The sequence below is a fragment of the Streptomyces sp. NPDC002680 genome (assembly GCF_042889145.1).
GTDB classification, from domain to species: Bacteria; Actinomycetota; Actinomycetes; order Streptomycetales; family Streptomycetaceae; genus Streptomyces; species Streptomyces adonidis.
This window is the reverse complement of the sequence record NZ_JBIAQP010000030.1, coordinates 1-20,153: the sequence shown is the minus strand read 5'-3', so window position 1 is coordinate 20,153 and position 20,153 is coordinate 1. Positions and strand designations below refer to the sequence as shown.

Genomic DNA, 20,153 nt, shown 5'->3' with positions numbered 1-20,153 from the left:
CGATCGATGTGATCAGGTCTTGCAGGGACCGCCCTGTCCGTTCGGGCGACCGAACGTTACAGGGCGGCACTGGCAGCCGTGGCCCGCTGAGCTACAGATACGGGGCGTACGCGTCCAAGAGGCTCAGCGCCTCCGCCTCGCCGACCGGCGGCAGCTGCACCACGGCCTCCTCGATCCCGAGGTCGGCGTAGTGCGCGAGCTTGCCCGGGGTCGGCTGGATGGCGTACGGGACGACCTGGAGGGCGGCCGGGTCGCGGCCCGCGTCGGCCCATACCGACCGCAGCACGGGCAGCGACTCGGTCAGACCGCGCCCACCGATCGGCAGCCAGCCGTCGGCGTACTCGCTGATGTGCGCGAACAGTTTCGGCCCCGCAGAGCCGCCGATGAGGGTGCGGGGGCCGATCACCGGCCCGCGGGCCTTCTGCACGGGCTTCGGATACGCCGTACTCGCCCGCACACTCTCGAACTCGCCCTCGTACGCGGTCGGTTCGTCCGACCACAGGGCGCGCATCAGCGCCATCCGGTCCCGGATCAGCGCGCGCCGCGTAGGCCACTCGACACCATGGTCGGCGGCCTCCTCGACGTTCCAGCCGTAGCCGAGGCCGAGGGTGAAACGGCCGCCGGAGAGGTGGTCGAGGGTCGCGATCTGCTTGGCGAGGTCGATCGGGTCGTGCTGGGCGACGAGCGTGATGCCCGTGCCGAGGGCGAGCCGCTCGGTGACGGCGGCGGCCTGACCGAGCGCGACGAAGGGGTCGAGCGTACGGCCGTACTCCGGCGGCAGGTCGCCGCCCGCCGGGTACGGGCTGGTCCGCTCGACCGGGATGTGCGTGTGCTCGGGCAGATACAGCCCGGCGAACCCGCGCTGTTCCAGCTCACGGGCGAGGCGGGTCGGGGTGATCGTCTCGTCGGTGAGGAAGATCGTGACGGCTAGGCGCATGTCCATATCTGTACCGGGCGACACGTCGTCTGTCCATACCGACCAGTCGGCATCAACAAAAGCACGCTGTCGCCGTGAGGTGTGCGCTGCGCGCTCGAAAGACCGCGATTCCCCTGTCTTGTACGGGCGTTCACTCCCGGACCCGAGAGTGGCTATGAATGTGCTACACGCCACCACTGCGTCACCCACGTCACATCGCCACCGTCATACCCCGACACTCTGGGAGCAGCAGCATGTGCGAAGACGACCACGGAACCGGACTCGGCAGACGCGCCCTCTTCGTGACGGGAGCCGCCGCCGCGCTTACGTTGGGAAGCGTGACCTTCTCCGATGGCAACCCGGCGGCCGCGACCCCCGGCACCGAGACGAAGACGGTACGGGGCACGCTGCCCACCGGCTCCCCCGACTTCGTCTATCTCCCCGTCGAAATCCCCGCGGGCGTACGGGAGTTGAAGGTCGCGTACAGCTACGACCGCCCTTCCGTCCCGGCCGGCACCGCGGGCAACGCGCTCGACATCGGTGTCTTCGACCAGCGCGGCACGGAACTGGGCGGCAAGGGCTTCCGGGGCTGGTCGGGCGGGGCGCGCACGGAGTTCTTCGTCCGCGCGGACGACGCCACCCCCGGCTACATCCCCGGCCCGGTGAAGCCGGGCACCTGGCACATCGCGCTGGGCCCGTACACGGTCTCCCCCCAGGGTCTCTCGTACGAGATCACCATCACGCTGACCTACGGCGAGCCCGGCGAGGTCGTCGCCCCGGTCTACCCGCCGGAGCGCGCGAAGGGCAGGGGCCGGGCCTGGTACCGGGGAGACTGCCACCTGCACTCCTGGTACTCGGACGGCCGCCGCACCCCGGCGGAACTCGCGGCTCTCGCCCGGGCGGCGGGCCTGGACTTCATCAACTCGTCGGAGCACAACACCCAGTCGGCACACGCCCATTGGGCCGACGAGGCCGGCGACGACCTGCTGATCCTGCTGGGCGAGGAGGTGACGACCCGCAACGGTCACGTCGTCGCGCTCGGCATCGACCCCGGCACCTTCGTGGACTGGCGCTACCGCGCCCGTGACAACCGCTTCGGCAAGTACGCGCGCCAGATCCGCCGCGCGGGCGGCCTGGTCGTCCCGGCCCACCCGCACGCCACCTGCGTGGGCTGCAACTGGAAGTTCGGCTTCAACGAGGCGGACGCGGTGGAGGTGTGGAACGGCTCCTACTCGCCCGAGGACGAGGTGGCGCTGGCGGACTGGGACGGCATGCTGGTCGCCTCTGTACGGGAACGGGAGGGCTCCTCGGGCTCGCGCGGCTGGATTCCGGCCATGGGCAACAGCGACGCCCACCGCGACCCCGACCCGGTGGGCGTCCCGCAGACGGTGGTCCTGGCCGACGACCTGACCCGGGAGGCGATCCAGGAGGGCCTGAAGGCAGGACGTTCCTACGTAGCCGAGTCCAAATCAATCACCCTCTCCTTCACGGCGTCCGGCCCGAAGGGCGAACACGCGGACATCGGGGGCCGGTTGAAGGTCGCGAAGGACGCCCCGGTGACGGTCTGCCTGGAGGTGTCCGGCGCCCCGCGCTGCACGGTCCGCCTCGTGACGGACCAGGGCGTGCTGTTCACGAGCGCGGTGCTGCCGGTGGCGGGCGAGGGTGTCGTGGAGTGGCGTACGACGGCTCAGTACGCGGCGTACGTCCGGGCGGAGGTGCGGCACGAGGCAGTGCTCGCACCTCTGCCCGGGGCGTTGGCGGCGTTCACGAACCCGATCTTCCTGGGCCGGTAGCAGGGTCGGGCCAGGCTGGGTCAGGTCAGGTCAGGTCAGGAGACCTCGGTGCCGGACTTACGGCGCCGTACGACGTACACGGCGCCAGCGCCGAGACCCACGGCGACGGCGCCCACGCCGGCGATCACCGGGAGGGCGGAGGAGGAACCGGTGTGGGCGAGGTCGCCGGTGGGGGTGGTGGTCGCGGAGGACGACGGGTCGGCGGGGGCGGTCGTACCGGCCTGCGGAGTGGGCTCACTGCTGCTCGGCGGCTTGGTGCCGCCGCCTTCGCCGGTGTCGGTTCCGGTCTTGTAGATGTTGAAGTCCATTTTCTTCCCCTCGGCATACAGGCACACGCCGTCGTCGCCGGGGCGTTTGGTGCGGGGCCAGAGGTCACCGTCCCCGACGAAGCCGGATTCCACGTAGGCCGAGCCGGGGAAGGGATTGGGCATGCGAATGTCCTCGTCGACACTCATACGGAGATCGAGGGTCACGGTCTTGCGTGCGGCCAGGTCGAGGTCAGGCAGATAGCCGGTCATCGCGAAGTCCTCGAACGGGACGTCCACCCAGGTACGGGTCTTCGCGTCCCGCCGCTGGATGTTGATGTACTCCTGTATCTCCAGGAGGGCGTCGGGCCCGTCCAGGTAAGCGATCTTGTGCAGGCTCATCTCGACGCCCTTGAACGCGGTGTCGGCACGGTTCTCCACCTTGACCGTGACGTCGTACCAACTCCCGTCCGGTGCCATCCTCTTGGTGTCGCCGGAGATGGTGACAGCCAGACTCTCGTCCTGCTTGTCACCGGTGCAGGCCACAGGATCGGTGGGCCCCGACGACGGTGACGGGGAGACGGACGCCGACGGAGACGCGCTCGCCGAGGGCGACTCGGACGCGGAGCCGGACGGAGACGGTGACGCGGACGGCGACGCGGATTCACTCGTCGCCGGGAGCGAGGCCGACGCGGACGGACTCGGCGACTCCGTGGCGTACGCGGCGGTCGTCGCGACCGTCCCGGACAGCAGCGCCGCCGGGATCAGCGCGGCGGCGACCGCTGCGGCAGGGCGCGCCAAAGCACGGCGAGATCTCATGAAGTGGCCCCCGGTGAAAGGAAGTTGGCAGCGCGAAGCGCACGTCGTCGCGCAAGTTCTTCTGTCACCGGTGTGACCGCTGTGGCGCCCCGATGGTTGTAGCGGGACGCCACCCGCCGCTCAGCTCACGGCTCAGGCGGACGCCAGATCCGCCACCACCGCCGCGTGATCGGACGGCCAGATGCCGTCCACGGCCCCGTGCCCGGCCCGCTCCACCTTGCGTACATGCCCGAGCCCGCCCCGCCCCGGAGGCCCGACGAAGACGTAGTCGATCCGCACGCTCGGCCCGAACCCGGCGGCGACATACGGATTGGCGGCGTCCCAAGTAGCGGCGGGGGCCGCCGGATCGGCCAGTTCCCAGGCGTCGAGAAAGACCTGCCCCGGAACGGCCGGGGCCGTCTTGTAGCCGCCGAGCAGCCGGATCTCGTCGGAGTCGGGCCAGGCGTTGAGGTCGCCGGTGATGACGGGCGGGAAGGCGGTGCCGTCACGCCGTTTCGCGACGAACTCCGCGAGGGCGGTGACCTGTTGGCACCGGACCGCCGAGGCGTGGGGCGCGGAGGTGAGGTGGGTGGTGAAGAAGGGCACGTGATGGCCGGGGGCGGCGAGCCGCGCGTACAGCGCGAGCCGTCCGTCGTCCAACTCCTCCGGCGCCGACAACCGCATCGCCTCGCTCTCGACGACGGGCCAGCGGCTCAGCACCGCGTTCCCGACGTCGACCTTCGCGCCCCCGATACGCCGCCGCCAGCGCTCGGGGACATCGGAAGGGGCCCAGGTCCAGTGCAGCCCAAGCTCTTCGGCGAGCCAGGCGGCCATGTTCTCCCCGTCGGCTTCCCAGACCTCCTGCAGCCCGACGACATCCGGCCGCAGATCCCGCAACACGGACAGAATCGCCTTCCGCCGCGCTTCCCAGGGCCCGAACCGCCACCACAGGTTCCAGGTCACCACGCGCATACTCGCCACCGCCCACCCATTTCACCCAGCTCTTGCCCCTCTGGGAGACCATTCAAGAGCACGCGACAGCAGCGGCACGAGAGCAGGAGGAACAAGACCAACATGTCCCGCTTCACAGAGTTCAGATTCAAGGCCGCCACCACCTTCCAGCGCCGCATCGGCAACCCCGTCACGCGCCGCCTCCCCTTCCAGACCCTCCTGGAGACCACGGGCCGCACGTCCGGCCTCCCCCGCGTCACCCCGCTGGGCGGCCGTCGCATCGGCAACGAGTTCTGGCTGGTCTCGGAGTTCGGCGAGAAGTCCCAGTACGTACGGAACATCAAGGCGAACCCGCGCGTACGGGTGCGAGTCGGCGGCCGCTGGCACGTGGGCACGGCCCACCTCCTGCCGGACGACGATCCGATCGCGCGTCTGCGGACGCTGCCTCGGGGCAACAGCGTGGGCGTACGGACCATGGGGACGAATCTGCTTACGGTGCGGGTGGATCTGGGGGAGTGAAAGAAGAAGTGAAGGGAGAACAAGTGAAGGGAGTGGACAGTGTCCTGGGCGCACTGTCCGGTTCCCTGCGAGCAACGGACCTGGTGCCCTGGTGAGAACGGCCAACACAATTCGTCGAGGTGAGGAGGTCGGGCTGCGGTCAGGAAGGCAACCCTCGGGTGTTCTTGAGGACCGCACCATTGAAACCGGCTGTCAACAGGTTCCTCGCGCCGGTGAAGTCGGCGCCGGTAAGGTCCGCTCCGGTGAAGTCCGCGTCACGGAGATCGGCCTCCCTCAAGTCCGCTCCGCGCAGGACCGCGCCCGGCAGACTGGCCCGGATGAGGCTGGCCCGCCGCAGACGGGCGTCCTCCATTTCGGCCCTGGTCGGATGCGTGTCGTCGAAGTGCGCTCCGGCCGCCTGGATCCGCCTCAGGTCGGCTCGTACGAGGTGCGACCGCGCCAGATCCGCATTGGGCCGCCGTCACCCTCACCTCCCAGATCCCCGCCACCGAACCTGTCACAGGCTGGGCCTTCGTGAAGGACCTGGCGACCCACACCGGCGGCAGCCCGGCCACCACCCGCTGGGACACCGGAACCGTCCTGCGCATCGTGGCCCAGCTCGCCGGCGAGGACCTCCTCAGCCGTATCCTCGCCCAACTCCCCTCCGGCTACGCCCTGCTGTTCGGCCGCGCCGAACTCACCCAGGCCGCCTGACAGCGCACGGAGACGGAACGCGCAGCACGCCACCGAACCCGCCCAACGGTCCCGTGGTGCATCCCGGCAAGGATCGAGGACGGGATGCCCCGCTTCAGCTCCGCGGTGATGTCCTGCGTGAGCACCGAGGTGTCGAAGACCCCGGCCGGAAGCCGCGGACTCGCTCGGATGAACCCGTGCAACACCGCGCAACAACCGTCAGCGCGCGTGATCACGCGCGTGTCGGCGGCCCGCATCCCGTAGCGCCACGCGCACGGGCTCGGCCGGATGCGGGCCGCCGGTGCTCACGGCGACGATCGCTTCGGCGACGTCGCGGAGCGCCCGGCCACCCGGACCAGCGAGGCGGACGCGAGCAACCCGGGCACGACCCACCTCCCGCCGGACGACGATCCGGTTGCGCGGCATGGGTCAACATGATGCGGGGAAACGCCTCCGCGTACACCGCCCGGATACTGCGCCGCCAGATGCTCTCCGAGGAGCTGGAAAAATCCGCGCGGGTGCGGGCCGAGGCCGGATTCATGACCAGCGCTGCGGAACCCGCCGAAACCGAGGACACCACGTTGGAGCGAACGGGTCATGGAGGCCGTCGGGATCGGGCTTCGCGCCGTCTTCGACCTGTAGCGCCCCGATACGACTCAGAGCGGAAGTGGCTGTGGCCGAAGTGGCTGAAGTGGCCTGATTGTTGGCGCGCCGATCCATTGTGGCCGTACGCAAGCGAGCGCAGCATTCCCTCCGGTTCGGATCAAGGGGGAGACCATGATGGTGACGGCCTACGACAACGGTGCGCTGCCCGCCGCAGAGCGGGTGCCACACTGGCACGACCACATGAGTCGTTCACTCGCGGCGTCCGACCTCTACGTCCACCGTCCGAACGATTTCCGGGCGTCGATGAGATTCCTGGATCTGGGCACCGTGCAGGTGAGTCACCTGTCGTTGTCGACCATGCGGTTCCAACGGACCCCGAGGCTGATCCGCGAGAGCGACCCCGAACAGCTCTGTGCCGGGCTCATCCTCAGCGGCAGGCAGGCACTGTCCCAGCACGGCCGTGACGCCCTGCCCGGCCTGTACGACCTGGTCCTCTACGACACCTCCCACCCCCACCAGGGCTGGGTGTCCAACGGCGAGGGTCTCGCCGGGAACCTCGTCGTCCAGATCCCCAGATCCCTGCTCGCCCTGCCCATGAACCGCGTCCTCGGCCTCACCGCCGTTTCGCTGACCACGCAGCGCGGTGTGGCGGCGCTGCTGGCGCAGTTCATGCTGCGGCTGTCCCAGGACGCCGACCAGTTCCGGCCGACGGACGGACCCCGACTGGCCACCGTTCTGGTCGACCTGCTGTCCGCGACCCTCGCGCACGAACTCGACGCCGGACGCGCCCTGTTGCCGGAGAGCCACCAGCGCGTATTGGTCCTGCGCATCCAGGCGTTCATTCGGCATCACCTGGCCGATCCGGAGCTCAGCCCCGGACTTGTCGCCGCGGCCCATCAGATCTCCCTGCGCCAGTTGCACCGACTCTTCGAGCAACAGGACACGACAGTGGGCGCGTTGATCAGGCGGCAACGCCTGGAGCGCTGCTGCCACGACCTGGCCGACCCGTCACTCGTCTCCCGCACCATCCACTCCATCGCCGCACGGTGGGGTTTCCGCCGCCCCGCCGACTTCACCCGCTCCTTCCGCGCCGCGTACGGAATGCCGCCCAGCGACTACCGCGCCCTCGCGCTCCCCACCGGTACCCCGAGCCACATGACACCCGGCACGCAACGCTAGGCACTGGGCGCCGATCGCTAACGACCTTCCGGGCTGCGCCGCACAGGATGGCCGAGGAGCGGGGAGATCAGCTCCCCGTGTTCTCAGGAGGACGCCTGATGGCAAGTTCCAGAGTTTCCCGCAAGGTACGTCGCACGCTGGGCGTTTCCCTCGCCGCCCTCGGTCTGGCGGCCGGCGCCAACCTGGCCACGGCGACCCCGGGCAGCGCCGCCGCGGCGATCAGCTGCAGCGGCTGGGGCCACAGCAACAACGACTCCGGCGCGGGTTACTCCAAGGGCACGTACGCCCTGAAGACCGGCCCCTACGCCGCTTGCGGCAACACCGGCCAGACGTACGCCGGGACCTACCTCTACTACCACTGCTACGTCGTCAACGACTACGGCAACACCTGGACGTACGCGCGTATCTCCGGCACCAGCACCGAGGGCTGGTTCTCCGACGACAACCTCGACGACGGCGGAGCAACCGCGGCCTGTTGACCCCGGCACTGCCCCACCGGCTCCGCGGGCCACGAACGTTCTCGACACGGGCGTACGGGCTGTGGGGAAGGGTCTGTCGGCGGTGCGGGGGGGGCGAAGCCCATGTACGGGCCGGACGACCCGTACATGGGCTTCGTCGATCTGTAGTGCCTGCTCGGCCAGTGGCTGCGCGCCGCATGTTCGTCGTGGACATTCCCACGTACTTGGTGCCGTCGTTGAGGTGAATGGTGTAAACACCTGGCTGCTCAGGCACGTTGAATGTGCTGGCAGGTCCGCAACTGGAGTCCGTGCTTGTTGCCGTCAGCGCTGCCGTCAGGGGTGTAGACCGCTGGTCGGCCTACGGCAGGAGTGTCAGCTCGGGGACGTGGGCGGGCTTGACGACGCTGAATGGTCGGCGGGAGTGAGGTGGACCAGCTCGAATGTTCCCCGTGCGACCTCGGCGAGGAACGCCGCTTCGACCTGGGGCCAGCGCTCCAGCAGACCTCGGTCATGACCGGGCTGGGCAGCAGACGGCGGCCGGTCAGCGACGTCAGCAGGGAGGCACACTCCGGGTGACGCCGGTCGGCCGCGTTGAACGCCGCAGCCAGGGGTCCGGTGTCCAGGACCGTGGCGATCACGCCGAGTCGCCGAAGCGCCCGCGCATCCGCTCACGGATGTAGTCGTCGTGCCGTTCAGCCAGATCCTCTGGGCCGTTCACGCTGCCGATCAGGGCCAGCAGCCCGGCCGGGACCGGCACCTCGTTCGGTCTCCAACCACTGCAAGGCGAACCACAGTTCCATCCGCACCCCGGGATCCTGAAGGTCGACCCCGAGCGCCTCGCCCACCCTCGCCAGGCGGTGGCGGACCGTGTTGCGGTGCACCTGGAGAGCTGCGGCCGTGCGGTCCCAGCTGCCGTGGAGGGTCAGCCAGGTGTGGAGGGTGTTCAGGAGGATCGCGGAGCCCGGGGTGCCCGCCTCGTCCAGTGGGGCGAAACGGGTGCGGGCCAGGTCACGGGCGTCGGACGGGGGGACCAGGGCGTGGACCGTCAGCGGGTCCTCCGTGTGGACGGCGGCCGGTAGCTGCGCGGCCAGTGCGCGTCGCAGGGCTCGTTCCGCCTGGCGGTCGGCCTGGGGGAGGTTCGAGGCAGGTACGGGCGTGCTGAAGCCCAACGTCCAGCCCAACTCGGCCACTTGTGCGGGAGCCTCGGGGCGCGCGTCCGGTGTGCCGGGGATCAGGGCCTTCAGGTCGGGGCCGTCCACGTACAGGTAAGGCGTACCCAAGGCCGTTCCCAGGGTGGCCAGTTGGGCCGGGTCCTCGCCCGGGGAGACTGAGCGTGCGTGGTGGCCGTGGACCACTGTCCAGTGGTCGGCATCGAGGGCGGGCGCTACCTCCGCCGGGGTCGCTCCCAGCATCAGCCGTACCAGCGCGCCCGCGCCACGCGTGTCGGTGCCCAGGGCGTGGCGCGGGCTGGTCAGCAGGGCCAGCAGGACCGTTGCCGTGCTGGTGATCTGGCGGTGGACCGGGGTCGGGGCCACGGTCGTGGCCTGGCCGAGGGTGAGCGTCGTGGTCGTGCCGTCCGGGCCGGGGAGGGTGTGGACCGTCAGGTGGGTTCCGGTCCGGTGGTCGGCCGCCGCGGACCGGGCGGCACCGCGTGTGCGTACGGCCAGGTCGCGCAGGCGTTCCGGGGTGGGGGACGCGGGGCGGGGGCCCGCGCTGAAGAGTTCGTTGCCGTGGGCGTCGTAGAGGACCGCCCAGGCGCCGGCGTGTGCGGCGAGCCGGTCGAGGACGGCCCGTAGCGCGTCCGGCCTGGCCGCTGCCGTGGCCAGCGCCGACTGTGCCCGGGAGATCTCGCGCAGTTCGCGGGTGCGGACCTCGGCGATCGCCGTGTACGTGGCCTGACCGACCGCCACGAACGGGGTGGCCGGCGGGATGCGCAGGAGTGGGAGGCCGTGGCGGTCGCAGGCGGCGACCAGGTCGGGCGGCACCTCCTCGTACACGGGTGCCACCCCGAATCCGAGCGCGCTCACCCCGACGGCGGCGACCTGTCGTACGTACGTGTCGATGCCGTCCGCGTCGCGAGGCAGCCGTACGCCCGCGGTGAGGAACAGTTCGCCGCCCACCAGATACGGTGCCGGGTTCTCGATCTCCGTCGTGCCGACCGTGCTCACGCGGCGGTCCTCGGCGGGGCCCGCGATCTGGCGCAGGCCCAGGGCGGGATCGGCGAGCAGTGCGCTCAGCGGTACGGACGGCTGTTCGGACGGCCGTTCGGGCTCGGTCATCAGGAGACGTCCTCTCTCCGTGCGAGTCTCCCGTGCGAGTGCCGGAATCGTCCAATGGGATTCTCCATATTGGAGGAATCCGCCACTTCGGCACCAGTGCGGTCCGCCGCTATCGTCGTGCCACCCGCAGGCACCCAGAGGCACCCACAGGGCAACATCCCCGCCCTCGCACCCCCGCGCGCGCATCTCCCTTCTCCGGCCCGGCCCGCACCCGGTCGCCGACATCCCCTCCCCTCTCCCTCGTTCCCCGGAGGATCTGATGACCGTCGACTACCTCGTCATGGCCGCATACCTGCTCGGCATCGTCGGTGTCGGCTGGTGGGGCAAGAAACGTGCCGCCTCCAAGAGCGACTTCCTCGTCGCCGGCCGGCGGCTGGGGCCGCTCATGTACACCGGCACGATGGCCGCCGTCGTCCTCGGCGGCGCCTCCACCATCGGTGGCGTACGGCTCGGCTACACGTACGGGATATCCGGCGCCGCCATGGTCTTCGCCATCGGGCTCGGACTGCTGGCCCTGAGCGTCTTCTTCTCCGCCCGCATCGCGCGGCTCAAGGTCTACACCGTCGCCGAGATGCTCTCCCTGCGCTACGGCGACACCGCCGCCGTGATCTCCGGTGTCGTGATGTGGATCTACACGCTCATGCTGGTCGTGACCTCCACGATCGCGTACGCCAGTGTCTTCGACGTCCTGTTCGACGTGCCGAGCTGGGTCGCGGTGCTCATCGGCGGGACGATCGTCGTCGGCTACTCGGCGCTCGGCGGGATGTGGTCCATCACGCTCACCGACATGGTGCAGTTCGTGGTCAAGAGTCTCGGGGTGCTCGTCCTGCTGCTGCCGATCGCCGTCGTCAAGGCGGGCGGCTTCTCCGCCATGGCCGACAAGCTGCCGGACGGCTTCCTCTCCCCGACCTCCATCGGCGGGCAGACCATCTTCACGTTCGTCCTGATCTATACCTTCGGCATGCTCATCGGGCAGGACATCTGGCAGCGGGTCTTCACCGCCCGCTCCGACAGGGTCGCCGCATGGGGCGGTACCGTCGCCGGCGTCTACTGTCTGGTCTACGCCCTGGCCGGAGCCGTCATCGGCATGGCCACCAAGACCCTGTACCCGAGCCTCGCCGCCGCCGACCAGGCGTTCGCCACGATCGTCCAGCACGCCCTGCCCACCGGTGTCCGGGGCCTGGTCCTGGCCGCCGCGCTCTCCGCGATGATGTCCACGGCGAGCGGTGCGCTGATCGCCTCCGCGACCGTCGCCAACAACGACATCTGGGCGCGGCTGAGCCGACGTACGGCACCGAGGGACCACGACGAGATCAGCTCCAACCGGCTCGCCATCGTCGTCCTCGGAATCGCCGCCATGGCCATCGCCGTGGTCCTCAGCGATGTCATCGAAGCGCTCACCGTCGCCTACAACCTGCTCGTGGGCGGGCTGCTCGTGCCCATCCTCGGCGGGCTGCTCTGGAAGCGCGGGAACCTGCAGGGCGCGATGGCCTCGATGGTCGCGGGCGGTACGACGGTCATCGCCTTCATGGTGACCGACGGTCTCCTCGCCAACGAGCCGATCTACTACGGCCTGTTGGCCGGCCTCGTCGCCTACGTGGCCGTCAGCCTCCTGACCGAGCCGACCGAGGAAGCGGTCGTCGAGGCATGGCACCGCCGTCTGGCGGGCGAACCGGCCCCGGCCGCACCGGAGTTGAGCGTGGCCTGACCGGCCTTACCGGAAGCCTCCCCCTAAAAACACACCCGCACCCGCACGTGCCGTACCTCAGCGAAAGGCCCCCATGTCCGCCCCCGCCGTCTCCCCGGAAGAACTGCGGCTGCGCCGCGAACTCGCCGCGGTCTACCGCCTCGTGGCGCACTTCCGGATGACCGACCTGATCTTCACGCACATCTCCGTCCGGCTCCCCGGCCCGGAGCAGCACTTCCTGATCAACCCGTACGGTCTGCTCTTCGAGGAGATCACCGCGTCGAACCTCGTCAGGATCGGCCTGGACGGCCACCCCGTCGGCGAGAGCCCCCACCCGGTCAACCCCGCCGGCTTCGTCATCCACGGCGCGATCCACGCGGCCCGGTCCGACGCCCACTGTGTCCTGCACACCCACACCAGGGCCGGCTGCGCCGTCGCGGCCCAGGAGCACGGTCTGCTCCCCCTGAACCAGATCTCCATGGAGTTCTACGGCAGGCTCGGCTACCACGACTACGAGGGCGTCGCCCTCAACCTCGCCGAACAGAAACGCCTCGTCGCCGATCTCGGCGGCCACCCCGCGATGATCCTGCGCAACCACGGCCTGCTCACGGTCGGCGAGACCCCGGCCCAGGCGTTCCTGCGCATGTACTACCTGGACAAGGCCTGCGAGATCCAGACCACAGCCGCTGCCGCAGGCACGAGGCTCATCACCCCCACCCCCGACATCTGCGAACTCACCGCCCGCCAGCTCACGGGCGAGGACGACACCTCGGACCTCCAGGACGACCAGGCCTACGCCCTCGCCTGGTCGGCCCTGCTCCGCCTGGTCGAGCGGGTCGCCCCCGACTACAAGGACTGACCAAGGACTGACCTGGGCGGCACCCTTTGGCATTCCGGTCAGGGCACGCGCCGCTGCTGCCGTTCCACCGCGTCCCGCAGTGCCGTGCGTACGGGTTCCGTGGGGGCGGGGCCGCCGGTACTCACCATCACGAGGGCCTCGGCGACGGTGCGGAGTTTGGTGTTCGCGTGTTGGGAGGCGTCTCGCAGGGTGTCCCAGGCCTGGTCGGCGGTGCAGGATTCGACGGCCATGAGGATGCCCCGGGCCTGGTCGATGACCGGGCGGGACGCGATGGCCTGCTCCAGTTGCTGGACCTGCTCCTGGAGTCTCTCCACCTGTTCCGCCCGTTCCGCGGCCACCGCCGACAGTCCCTGGTCGGAGCGCAGGGAGGCGAGCAGTTGGCCGGTGTCCGGGGGCGCGGAATCCGGTCCCGCGGGGTCGGCCGCCGGGACCGACAGGCCGGTGATCTCCAGGATGCGGCGGGGCTGGCCGGTCCAGTTGACGGTCCGCAGGGAGATGCCGGCGAGGTCGCTGTAGTCCTCCAGGCGCTCCAGGAACTGCAGTCCGGCGGTGTCCATGAAGGTGACCTCGGCCATGTCCAGGACCAGTCGGTCCGTCCCGGCGGGGAGCTTGCCCAGGACGGGGTCGAGCACCGTGGTGCAGCCGTGGACGATCTCCCCGCCCGGTATCAGGACCGCGGTGCTGCCACGCGTCTCGGTGCGGATCGTCAACGGCCCCTCGGCGCCGGACAGTAAGAGTGGGCTGACGGTCAGGGCTGACATGTACTCACCTCGGGTCTGGATCCAGATGCGTTGTCGGGGTCCGCGCCGTGCTGCACTGCGCGACTCTGGTGTAGCCCGCGGCCGTTGTGCTCTGGCTCCTTCCCCGTCCGGTACGGCCTACTCCGGATCCGGTGTGGAGATGCGGGGCCGGTTTCCCGTCCGTGCCCACCCTCCGCTGGCGGCGCGGCACCGTGATACTGGGGTGGGAGCGGCAGCGTAATACTGGGGTGGGACACGGGAGGTCCCACCGGCGTACGGGGGGGGGTGGGTGCGTGGACAGTGTGCGGCAGTTGGATGCCTCGGCGTCGGTGCCTGCTCCTGCTGCGGCGGAGAGCCCGTCGCTGCTGTGTCCGTTGACCGAGGTGGTGGCCCGATGACCGGCACGCCGACCGCCGAGCCGTTCGTCCATCCCGCCCTGTTCTACCGGGGCGAGGAGGAGTACCTCGACGGCACGGTCCCCTTCGTCCGTGAGGGGCTGAAGGCGGGGCAGCCGGTCGCGGTCGCCGTGCCCGGACGGCAGCTGGACCTGCTCAGGCAGAGCCTGGACGGGGACGCCGCGTCCGTGTACTTCGTCGACATGACCGAGGCGGGCCGCAACCCGGGCCGGATCATCCCGAGGGTGCTGCGCGCCTTCGCCGACGCCCACCCCCGGACCCACGTACGGATCATCGGCGAGCCGATCTGGCCCGGCCGCAGCGGCGTCGAGTACCCGGCGTGCGTGCAGCACGAGGCGCTGATCAACCTGGCCTTCCAGGGCCGGGACGTGACCATCCTGTGCCCGTACGACGCCGAGCGCCTCGATGAGCATGTGCTCGCCGACGCCTACGCCACCCACCCGGTGACCGTCTCCGGCGGAAGCGGAACCCGGCAGCCCAGTTCCTCGTACGCGCCGGGGGAGGTCATCGCCCACTACAACCGGCCGTTCCCGGCGGCTCCCGCCTCGGCCGAGCCCCAGTTCTTCGGCGTCGACGAGCTGCCGGTCGTCAGGCACTACGCCGTCTCGCGGGCCGCGCGGCTGGGCCTGTCCGGCGTACGCCTGGACGATCTCGCCCTGGCGGTGGCCGAGTTGACCACCAACAGCGTGGTGCACGGCGGCGGCTCCGGCACCCTGCGGATCTGGGCCGAGGACGCCCAGGTGGTGTGCGAGGTCCGCGACAGCGGGCAACTGACCGATCCGCTCGCCGGGCGCCGACCGGCCGCGCGGGACCAGCGGGGCGGCCGCGGCCTGCTGCTGGTGCACACGGTCACGGACCTGGTCCGTATCCACACCGGCTCCGGCGGTACGGCCGTCCGCGTCTACCTCGGCCACTAGTCAGCCGGACAGCCAGTCGCCAGCCGGTCGCTCGACGCCGTATCCCCGCCGAAGGTTGCGCCGGGCGCTGTTGCGGACATCACGGGTGGTTTTGACCAATCGTTCATGTACGGACATGCACTATTCCAGGTGGACCACTCATCGCACGGGGAGAGACGTCCATGGCTCGTCGTCGTTCGGTGCTGGGCGCCTCGCTCACCGCCTGTCTGCTGGCCTGCCTCGCCGGATGCGGCGCGGCGGACGGCGGGCTACGTGTCGAGGGACCGGCCCCGTCCCGGATCCCCTGGTCGGGGCCGGTGTACGTGCTGGACTGGAAGTCCCTCGCCTGGCAGCACCCGGACGTGATGGACCTGACCGGCCGCACCGTGCTGTACGGCGTGGAGTGGCACGGCTGGGGCTTCCCCCGGGCCACCGCGACGGCCACGGTGGTCGACTTCGCCTGCGCAGGCGGCTGCCCCCACCACGACTACAAGAGCTTCCCCGTCTCGATCGCCTTCAGCGGACTGGTGGAGCGCCAGTACGCGGCGTACTACAGCCGGGCGTCCGTCACCCCGGTCCGGCAGCCGGCGCCGGGCTGGGCGGAGGACACCAGCCGTGTCCGACTGCATGTGCCGAAGCCCTGACAAACCGAGAACCGAGAACCGAGACCCCGACCACCTCGCCCATCCCGGAGGGACGCCCCATGCCCGACATCCTGCTCGTCGAGGACGACGAGATGATCCGCGAGGCCACCCGGCTCATATTGGAGGGGCACGAGTACCAGGTCCGTACGGCGGCCGACGGCGTCACCGGGCTCGCCCTGTTCCGGGAGCGCCGGCCCGACGTGGCGGTGCTCGACATCATGCTGCCGGGGCTCAACGGGGTGAGCCTGGCCGGCCGTATCCGCGAGGAGTCCGGTGTGCCGGTGCTGCTGATCTCCGCGCGCAACGACCCGGTGGACGTGGTGATGGGCCTGGAGGCGGGTGCCGACGACTACGTGACCAAGCCGTTCGACGGCCCGGTCCTGGTCGCCCGGATCCGCTCGCTGCTGCGGCGCGCGGCACCGGCCGAGCCGTCGCCCGGGCGGCCGGAGACGTCGTCGGCCCAGCACTTCGGCGACCTGGCGTTCTGCCCGGTGACCCTGGACGTACGGCGGGACGGGCGGCTCCTCGCCCTGACCACGACCGAGCTGAAGCTGCTGCGGGAGTTCACCGCCTCGCCCGGCACCGTGCTCACCCGGGACCTGCTCCTGGAGCGGGTGTGGGACTACGCCTGGTCCGGCGACACCCGGGTCGTGGACGTCCATGTGCAGCGGCTGCGCGCGAAGATCGGCCGGGAGCGCATCGAGACGGTGCGCGGCTTCGGCTACAAGCTGCGCGCATGAGACGGCCGCCCGGTGTGCACGTCGGTACGAAGGTCGCCCTCGCCGTGGCCGCCGCGGCCCTGGCGGTGGCGTCCGTGGTCGGCGTCCTGGTCCACCGTCTCACCGCCGCCGACCAACTCGCCACGGCCCGCAAGGAGTTGGACCGGCAGCTGATGAGTGCCGCGTACGACTACGCGGCCGCCCGCAAGTCCCCGGCGCGGATCGACCCGCCGGACCTGCCCGCCCCGGTGGCGAAGGCCGTGCGGGACGGGGTCCGGGTGACCTATCTGCGGGACGGGACGCGCCCGGTGCTGTGGGCGGCGACCCGGGTGTCGGACAGTGAGGTGCTCACGCTGTCGCGGTCGTACGTCCCCGAGGCGCGGTCGCTGGCCACGCTGGACCGGACGCTGGCCGCCGTGGGCTCGGCGGCCACCGTCCTGGTGTCCCTGGCGGGCCTGTTCCTCGGGGTGCGGATGGGCCGCCGGGCCACGGCCGCCGCCCGCACCGCGGAACGCATCGCGAACGGCGACCTCGACGCCCGGGTCCGCCCCGACGGCCGGGACGAGATCGCGCGGCTGTCCGCCGCCGTCGACACGATGGCGGACGCGCTCGGCGCCCGGCTGGAAGCAGAGCGCCGGGTGACCGCCGACATCGCGCACGAACTGCGCACCCCCGTCGCGGGCATGGCGACCGCGGTCGGGCTGCTGCCGCCGGGCCCCGCCACGGACCTGATCGGGCGGTCCGTGAAGAACCTGCGCGGGCTGGTCGAGGACGTACTGGAGGTGGCCCGCATGGACGCGCAGGTCGCGGTGTTGGAGACCGAGCAGCGGCAGGTCAGCGCGATGGCCCGGCGGGCGGTGGCGGGACTGGCGGAGGTGGAGGTCCGGGTGGTCCGGGACACGGTCGTGACGACCGACCCGCGCCGCGTCGAACGCGTCCTCGCCAATCTGGCCTCCAACGCGCTGCGGCACGGAGCCCCGCCGGTCGAGGTCGAGGTGGACGGCCCGGTGGTGCGGATCCGCGACCACGGACCCGGCTTCCCGCCCGACCTGTTCGCGGTCCTGCACACCTCCGGGCCCCAGCGCTTCCGTACGACCGCGCCGGGCACCGGAACCGGCCTGGGACTGACGATCGCGGTCGGCCAGGCCCGGCTGCTGGGCGCCGGGCTGGCCTTCCGCAACCATCCGGAGGGCGGGGCGGAGGCGGTATTCACGCTGCCTGATCGGACCTGAGCGTGAGACCGGCCTCCTGGGTGACGGTGTCGACGATCGCCAGGAACGTCGCCAGCTGCCGCGGGTCCTCGTCCACGAGGAGCAGACCGGCGTCCCGGACGAGAACCGTGAGGGGGCCGTCGGCCGAACCGGTCACCGTGAGGAGGCACTCCTCGAAGGCGTCCCAGTTGTGCCCGAAGTACTCCGGGAAACCGAGCGCTTCGGCCCATTCGGCGAACAGGTCGAGGGTGGTGCGGCAGTAGCTGCCGCGGACCTCGGGGCCCTCCGACATGACGTCCTCCTACCAGCGGCCGAGGTAGTGGAAGGAGCCGTAGTGGTCGAACGTCGCGTAGACGTGGCCGTTGCGGACGTTGCGGACGATGCGCTCCCTGCCCCGGCTGGCGGTGGTGGTGCTCCAGGAGTTGACGTCGTACTCGCGGTAGACGGTGTTCGAGCCGCTCGCGTTGTTCTGCGTGACGTGGTGGGACTCCTCCAGGTTCTCGATCCGGTGGTCGCGGTCCTGGAACACACCGCCGTAGACGATGTAGTGGTGCTCCGGGCGCCAGCTGCTGCCGGTCTCGAAGTGGTACCAGGCACGGGCGCTCGCGCTCGTGTTGCCGGGCCAGCCCTGTCCGGGGTAGCCGGTCTGGCCGCGCATCACGAGGTGGTTGCGGTCGCCGGACGCCGTACTGATCCCCTCGTTGCTCCAGAAGGTGGCCGCGGTGGTCGCGCCCCGCCACTGCTGGGTGGAGACACCGGCGGGCTGCGAGCCGCGCGACGGCAGAGGGTCCGCGGCCGGGCCCGGGGCGGGGCAGGTCTGGCCCGGGACGCTGGCGCAGCTGGGCCCCTCGGCGGCGTGCGCGGTGGCCGACACGCCGACGCCACCGACGGTGAGGCCGAGCAGCACGGCCGGGACGGCGACCTTGCGGGCGTGGGCGCGGAGGCGGGCCGACAGGCTCCGCCCGGAAGTTGGGGACATGGTGGCTCCCTGGTCTGTTCTCGGGTGTCCGCCGGGGCGGTACGCCCCTGGCTGGGCCCAAGAAGACCGGGCGAACGTCTCGGTGGTCCGGCGGCCGGATCACACATGGCCGCCGGAAACGACGTACTGCTGTTACAGGGATGCGGAACGCCGACGCGAAAGAGCGGCCCCGCGTCTTCGGGGCCGCTCTTTCGGGGTCGTACGGGGTTCAGCCGGCGACGGACACCTTCCGGCGGACCGTCACCGCGGGGCGCGCGGGGCTCGGGGCAAGCTGCCCGCCGAGGGTCTTGAGGGCGACGGCCGTCGCGGCGGTCACCAGAACCCCGGCGGCGACGGCGAGCGCGAAGAGCAGCGGCCTGCCCATGTCACCGAGGGCGAGGAAACCGCCGTACGGGACGGTGATCGTCGTACCGAAGGCCATGACCAGGGCGCCTGTGACGGCTCCGCCGGCCATGCCCGCCGGGATCACCCGCAGGGGGTCGGCCACCGCGAAGGGGACGGCGCCCTCGGGTATGAAGGCGGCGCCGAACAGCCAGGCGACCTTGCCGTAGGCCCGTTCCGACCCGGTGAAGACCTTGCGTCGGACGAGGGTGGCGAGGCTCAGGCCGAGCGGGGGCACCATGCCGGCGGCGACCACGGCAGCCATCATGGTCATGTCGGTCGGGTTGAACTTCGAGGGGTCGAACCCGCTCACGCCCACGGTGCCGAAGGCGATGGCCGACTTGCCGATCGCGCCGCCGAGGTCGCAGCAGACCATCACTCCTAGAACCACGCCGGCCAGGACAAGGTGGTGGAACTCCAGCCACACCAGTTTCCCGTGCAGCCACCCGGTCAGGGCGGTCAGCTGCTCCCCGGCGAACGCGATGATCACCGCTGCGGTGAGGAGGGTGGCCAGCAGGGGGATCAGCGCGGTCGAGGCGAGGTCGCGCAGCGCCGACGGCACCGGAATCCGCTGGAGCGCCATGGTCGCCGCGCCCGCGAGGAGGCCGGCGAGCAGTCCGGTGAGGATGCCACCCTGGACGCCCAGTGCTGCCATGCCGCCGAGGAGGCCGGGAACCAGCGCCGGTCTGCCGGCCATGCCGTAGGCGAGGTGGCCGGCCACGGCCACGGGCAGGAAACTCAGCCCGCTGGCACCGAGCTTGAGGAGCAGCGCGGCCCAGGTGTGGGGCTGGGTCCAGTCGGCGGCGGCCAGGATCCGGTCGGCGGTGTCGGTGAGGTCCGGGCCCGAGATGGCGAGGGCGAGCACGGTCATCGTCGCCGCGATCGCGGTGAAGGGGGCGAACCAGGGGACGCCGGCGGCCAGCCAGCGGCTGGTTCTGAACCCGAGGGGCGGTGTCGGTACGTCGTGTCGTTCCGGGCGGGCGGGCTTGCGGGGGTGGGGCATGGGGGCTCCAGAGGGGGAGGCGGGGGGCCTTTTTCTCGCCCCCGCCGCCCCTACCCGTCCCATCCTCGGGGGGGGGGGGCCCCCCCCCCCCCCCCCCCCCCCCCCCCCCGCCCCCCCCCCCCCCCCCCCCCCGGCGGGGGCCCGGGGGGGGGGGGGGCGCCCGGGGGGGGCCCGGGGGGGGGTGACCACCCCCACAACGACC

Annotated in this window: 21 protein-coding genes and 1 pseudogene; 13 read left to right on the top strand and 9 right to left on the bottom strand. The window is 71.1% G+C overall.

Going from position 1 to position 20,153, the window contains the following annotated elements:
• Positions 1–91 precede the first annotated feature (91 nt).
• Positions 92–937, bottom strand: coding sequence for an LLM class F420-dependent oxidoreductase (locus ACFYXF_RS48725; protein ID WP_389360261.1), 846 nt, complete (start codon positions 935–937; stop codon positions 92–94).
• 233 nt (positions 938–1,170) lie between these two features.
• On the opposite strand from ACFYXF_RS48725, the gene ACFYXF_RS48720 reads away from it, so the two are divergent.
• A complete protein-coding gene (locus ACFYXF_RS48720) occupies positions 1,171–2,709 on the top strand; it encodes a CehA/McbA family metallohydrolase (RefSeq protein ID WP_389360259.1) in 1,539 nt (512 codons plus the stop codon).
• Between the two features lie 35 nt (positions 2,710–2,744).
• Here ACFYXF_RS48720 and ACFYXF_RS48715 read toward each other — a convergent pair whose 3' ends face one another.
• A complete protein-coding gene (locus ACFYXF_RS48715; RefSeq protein ID WP_389360257.1) occupies positions 2,745–3,500 on the bottom strand; it encodes an LAETG motif-containing sortase-dependent surface protein in 756 nt (251 codons plus the stop codon).
• Here ACFYXF_RS48715 and ACFYXF_RS48710 point away from each other — a divergent pair.
• Positions 3,490–3,849, top strand: a complete 360-nt coding sequence (locus ACFYXF_RS48710) for a hypothetical protein (protein WP_389360255.1) — start codon at positions 3,490–3,492, stop codon at positions 3,847–3,849. The two genes, ACFYXF_RS48715 and ACFYXF_RS48710, sit on opposite strands and share 11 nt — an antisense overlap.
• A gap of 56 nt (positions 3,850–3,905) precedes the next feature.
• On the opposite strand, the gene ACFYXF_RS48705 is transcribed toward ACFYXF_RS48710, so the two are convergent.
• A complete protein-coding gene (locus tag ACFYXF_RS48705; RefSeq protein ID WP_389360254.1) occupies positions 3,906–4,724 on the bottom strand; it encodes an endonuclease/exonuclease/phosphatase family protein in 819 nt (272 codons plus the stop codon).
• Positions 4,725–4,826: 102 nt separating this feature from the next.
• Here ACFYXF_RS48705 and ACFYXF_RS48700 point away from each other — a divergent pair, with 102 nt between their 5' ends.
• Complete coding sequence (locus tag ACFYXF_RS48700) at positions 4,827–5,222, top strand: nitroreductase family deazaflavin-dependent oxidoreductase (protein ID WP_389360252.1); 396 nt, start codon at positions 4,827–4,829, stop codon at positions 5,220–5,222.
• A 139-nt stretch (positions 5,223–5,361) separates the two neighbouring features.
• On the opposite strand, the gene ACFYXF_RS48695 is transcribed toward ACFYXF_RS48700, so the two are convergent.
• Entirely contained in the window at positions 5,362–5,574 is a 213-nt protein-coding gene (locus ACFYXF_RS48695; RefSeq protein WP_389360250.1) for a pentapeptide repeat-containing protein, read from the bottom strand.
• A gap of 92 nt (positions 5,575–5,666) precedes the next feature.
• Here ACFYXF_RS48695 and ACFYXF_RS48690 point away from each other — a divergent pair.
• The 4 genes and pseudogenes from ACFYXF_RS48690 to ACFYXF_RS48675 all read left to right on the top strand — a co-directional run.
• Positions 5,667–5,915 (top strand): annotated as a pseudogene (locus ACFYXF_RS48690) (DUF2267 domain-containing protein); the annotation flags it as partial.
• A 756-nt stretch (positions 5,916–6,671) separates the two neighbouring features.
• Positions 6,672–7,679 (top strand): helix-turn-helix domain-containing protein, encoded by a 1,008-nt coding sequence (locus tag ACFYXF_RS48685; protein WP_389360248.1) that lies wholly within the window; start codon positions 6,672–6,674, stop codon positions 7,677–7,679.
• Between the two features lie 98 nt (positions 7,680–7,777).
• Positions 7,778–8,158, top strand: coding sequence for an SH3 domain-containing protein (locus ACFYXF_RS48680; protein ID WP_389360246.1), 381 nt, complete (start codon positions 7,778–7,780; stop codon positions 8,156–8,158).
• A 405-nt stretch (positions 8,159–8,563) separates the two neighbouring features.
• Positions 8,564–8,713, top strand: a complete 150-nt coding sequence (locus tag ACFYXF_RS48675) for a hypothetical protein (protein ID WP_389360243.1) — start codon at positions 8,564–8,566, stop codon at positions 8,711–8,713.
• A 116-nt stretch (positions 8,714–8,829) separates the two neighbouring features.
• Here ACFYXF_RS48675 and ACFYXF_RS48670 read toward each other — a convergent pair whose 3' ends face one another.
• Entirely contained in the window at positions 8,830–10,416 is a 1,587-nt protein-coding gene (locus tag ACFYXF_RS48670) for a PucR family transcriptional regulator (RefSeq protein WP_389360241.1), read from the bottom strand.
• 259 nt (positions 10,417–10,675) lie between these two features.
• Here ACFYXF_RS48670 and ACFYXF_RS48665 point away from each other — a divergent pair, with 259 nt between their 5' ends.
• The gene (locus ACFYXF_RS48665) at positions 10,676–12,124 is read left to right on the top strand and encodes a sodium:solute symporter (RefSeq protein ID WP_389360239.1); all 1,449 of its coding nucleotides are present in this window, start codon (positions 10,676–10,678) and stop codon (positions 12,122–12,124) included.
• Positions 12,125–12,197: 73 nt separating this feature from the next.
• Positions 12,198–12,962 carry a class II aldolase/adducin family protein gene (locus ACFYXF_RS48660; protein WP_389360237.1) on the top strand — a complete coding sequence of 255 codons (765 nt, stop codon included), beginning with the start codon at positions 12,198–12,200 and terminating at the stop codon, positions 12,960–12,962.
• A gap of 38 nt (positions 12,963–13,000) precedes the next feature.
• Here the strand turns inward: ACFYXF_RS48660 and ACFYXF_RS48655 are convergent, their stop codons facing one another.
• Entirely contained in the window at positions 13,001–13,723 is a 723-nt protein-coding gene (locus ACFYXF_RS48655; protein ID WP_389360235.1) for an ANTAR domain-containing protein, read from the bottom strand.
• 373 nt (positions 13,724–14,096) lie between these two features.
• Here ACFYXF_RS48655 and ACFYXF_RS48650 point away from each other — a divergent pair, with 373 nt between their 5' ends.
• The 4 genes from ACFYXF_RS48650 to ACFYXF_RS48635 all read left to right on the top strand — a co-directional run bounded on the left by ACFYXF_RS48650 (position 14,097) and on the right by ACFYXF_RS48635 (position 17,609).
• Entirely contained in the window at positions 14,097–15,035 is a 939-nt protein-coding gene (locus ACFYXF_RS48650; RefSeq protein ID WP_389360233.1) for an anti-sigma factor RsbA family regulatory protein, read from the top strand.
• Between the two features lie 161 nt (positions 15,036–15,196).
• On the top strand, positions 15,197–15,658 hold the full coding sequence (locus ACFYXF_RS48645; RefSeq protein WP_389360231.1) for a hypothetical protein: 462 nt from the start codon (positions 15,197–15,199) through the stop codon (positions 15,656–15,658).
• 59 nt (positions 15,659–15,717) lie between these two features.
• Positions 15,718–16,398 carry a two-component system response regulator CseB gene (gene cseB, locus ACFYXF_RS48640; protein WP_389360229.1) on the top strand — a complete coding sequence of 227 codons (681 nt, stop codon included), beginning with the start codon at positions 15,718–15,720 and terminating at the stop codon, positions 16,396–16,398.
• Positions 16,395–17,609, top strand: coding sequence for an ATP-binding protein (locus ACFYXF_RS48635; RefSeq protein ID WP_389360227.1), 1,215 nt, complete (start codon positions 16,395–16,397; stop codon positions 17,607–17,609). The genes cseB and ACFYXF_RS48635 overlap by 4 nt, the downstream gene beginning before the upstream one ends.
• Here the strand turns inward: ACFYXF_RS48635 and ACFYXF_RS48630 are convergent.
• The 3 genes from ACFYXF_RS48630 to ACFYXF_RS48620 form a co-directional block, all read right to left on the bottom strand.
• Positions 17,587–17,880 (bottom strand): barstar family protein, encoded by a 294-nt coding sequence (locus tag ACFYXF_RS48630; RefSeq protein ID WP_389360225.1) that lies wholly within the window; start codon positions 17,878–17,880, stop codon positions 17,587–17,589. The genes ACFYXF_RS48635 and ACFYXF_RS48630 overlap by 23 nt on opposite strands.
• Before the next feature lie 9 nt (positions 17,881–17,889).
• Positions 17,890–18,567 carry a hypothetical protein gene (locus ACFYXF_RS48625; RefSeq protein WP_389360223.1) on the bottom strand — a complete coding sequence of 226 codons (678 nt, stop codon included), beginning with the start codon at positions 18,565–18,567 and terminating at the stop codon, positions 17,890–17,892.
• 208 nt (positions 18,568–18,775) lie between these two features.
• Positions 18,776–19,951 (bottom strand): fructose-specific PTS transporter subunit EIIC, encoded by a 1,176-nt coding sequence (locus ACFYXF_RS48620; protein WP_389360221.1) that lies wholly within the window; start codon positions 19,949–19,951, stop codon positions 18,776–18,778.
• Positions 19,952–20,153 lie beyond the last annotated feature (202 nt).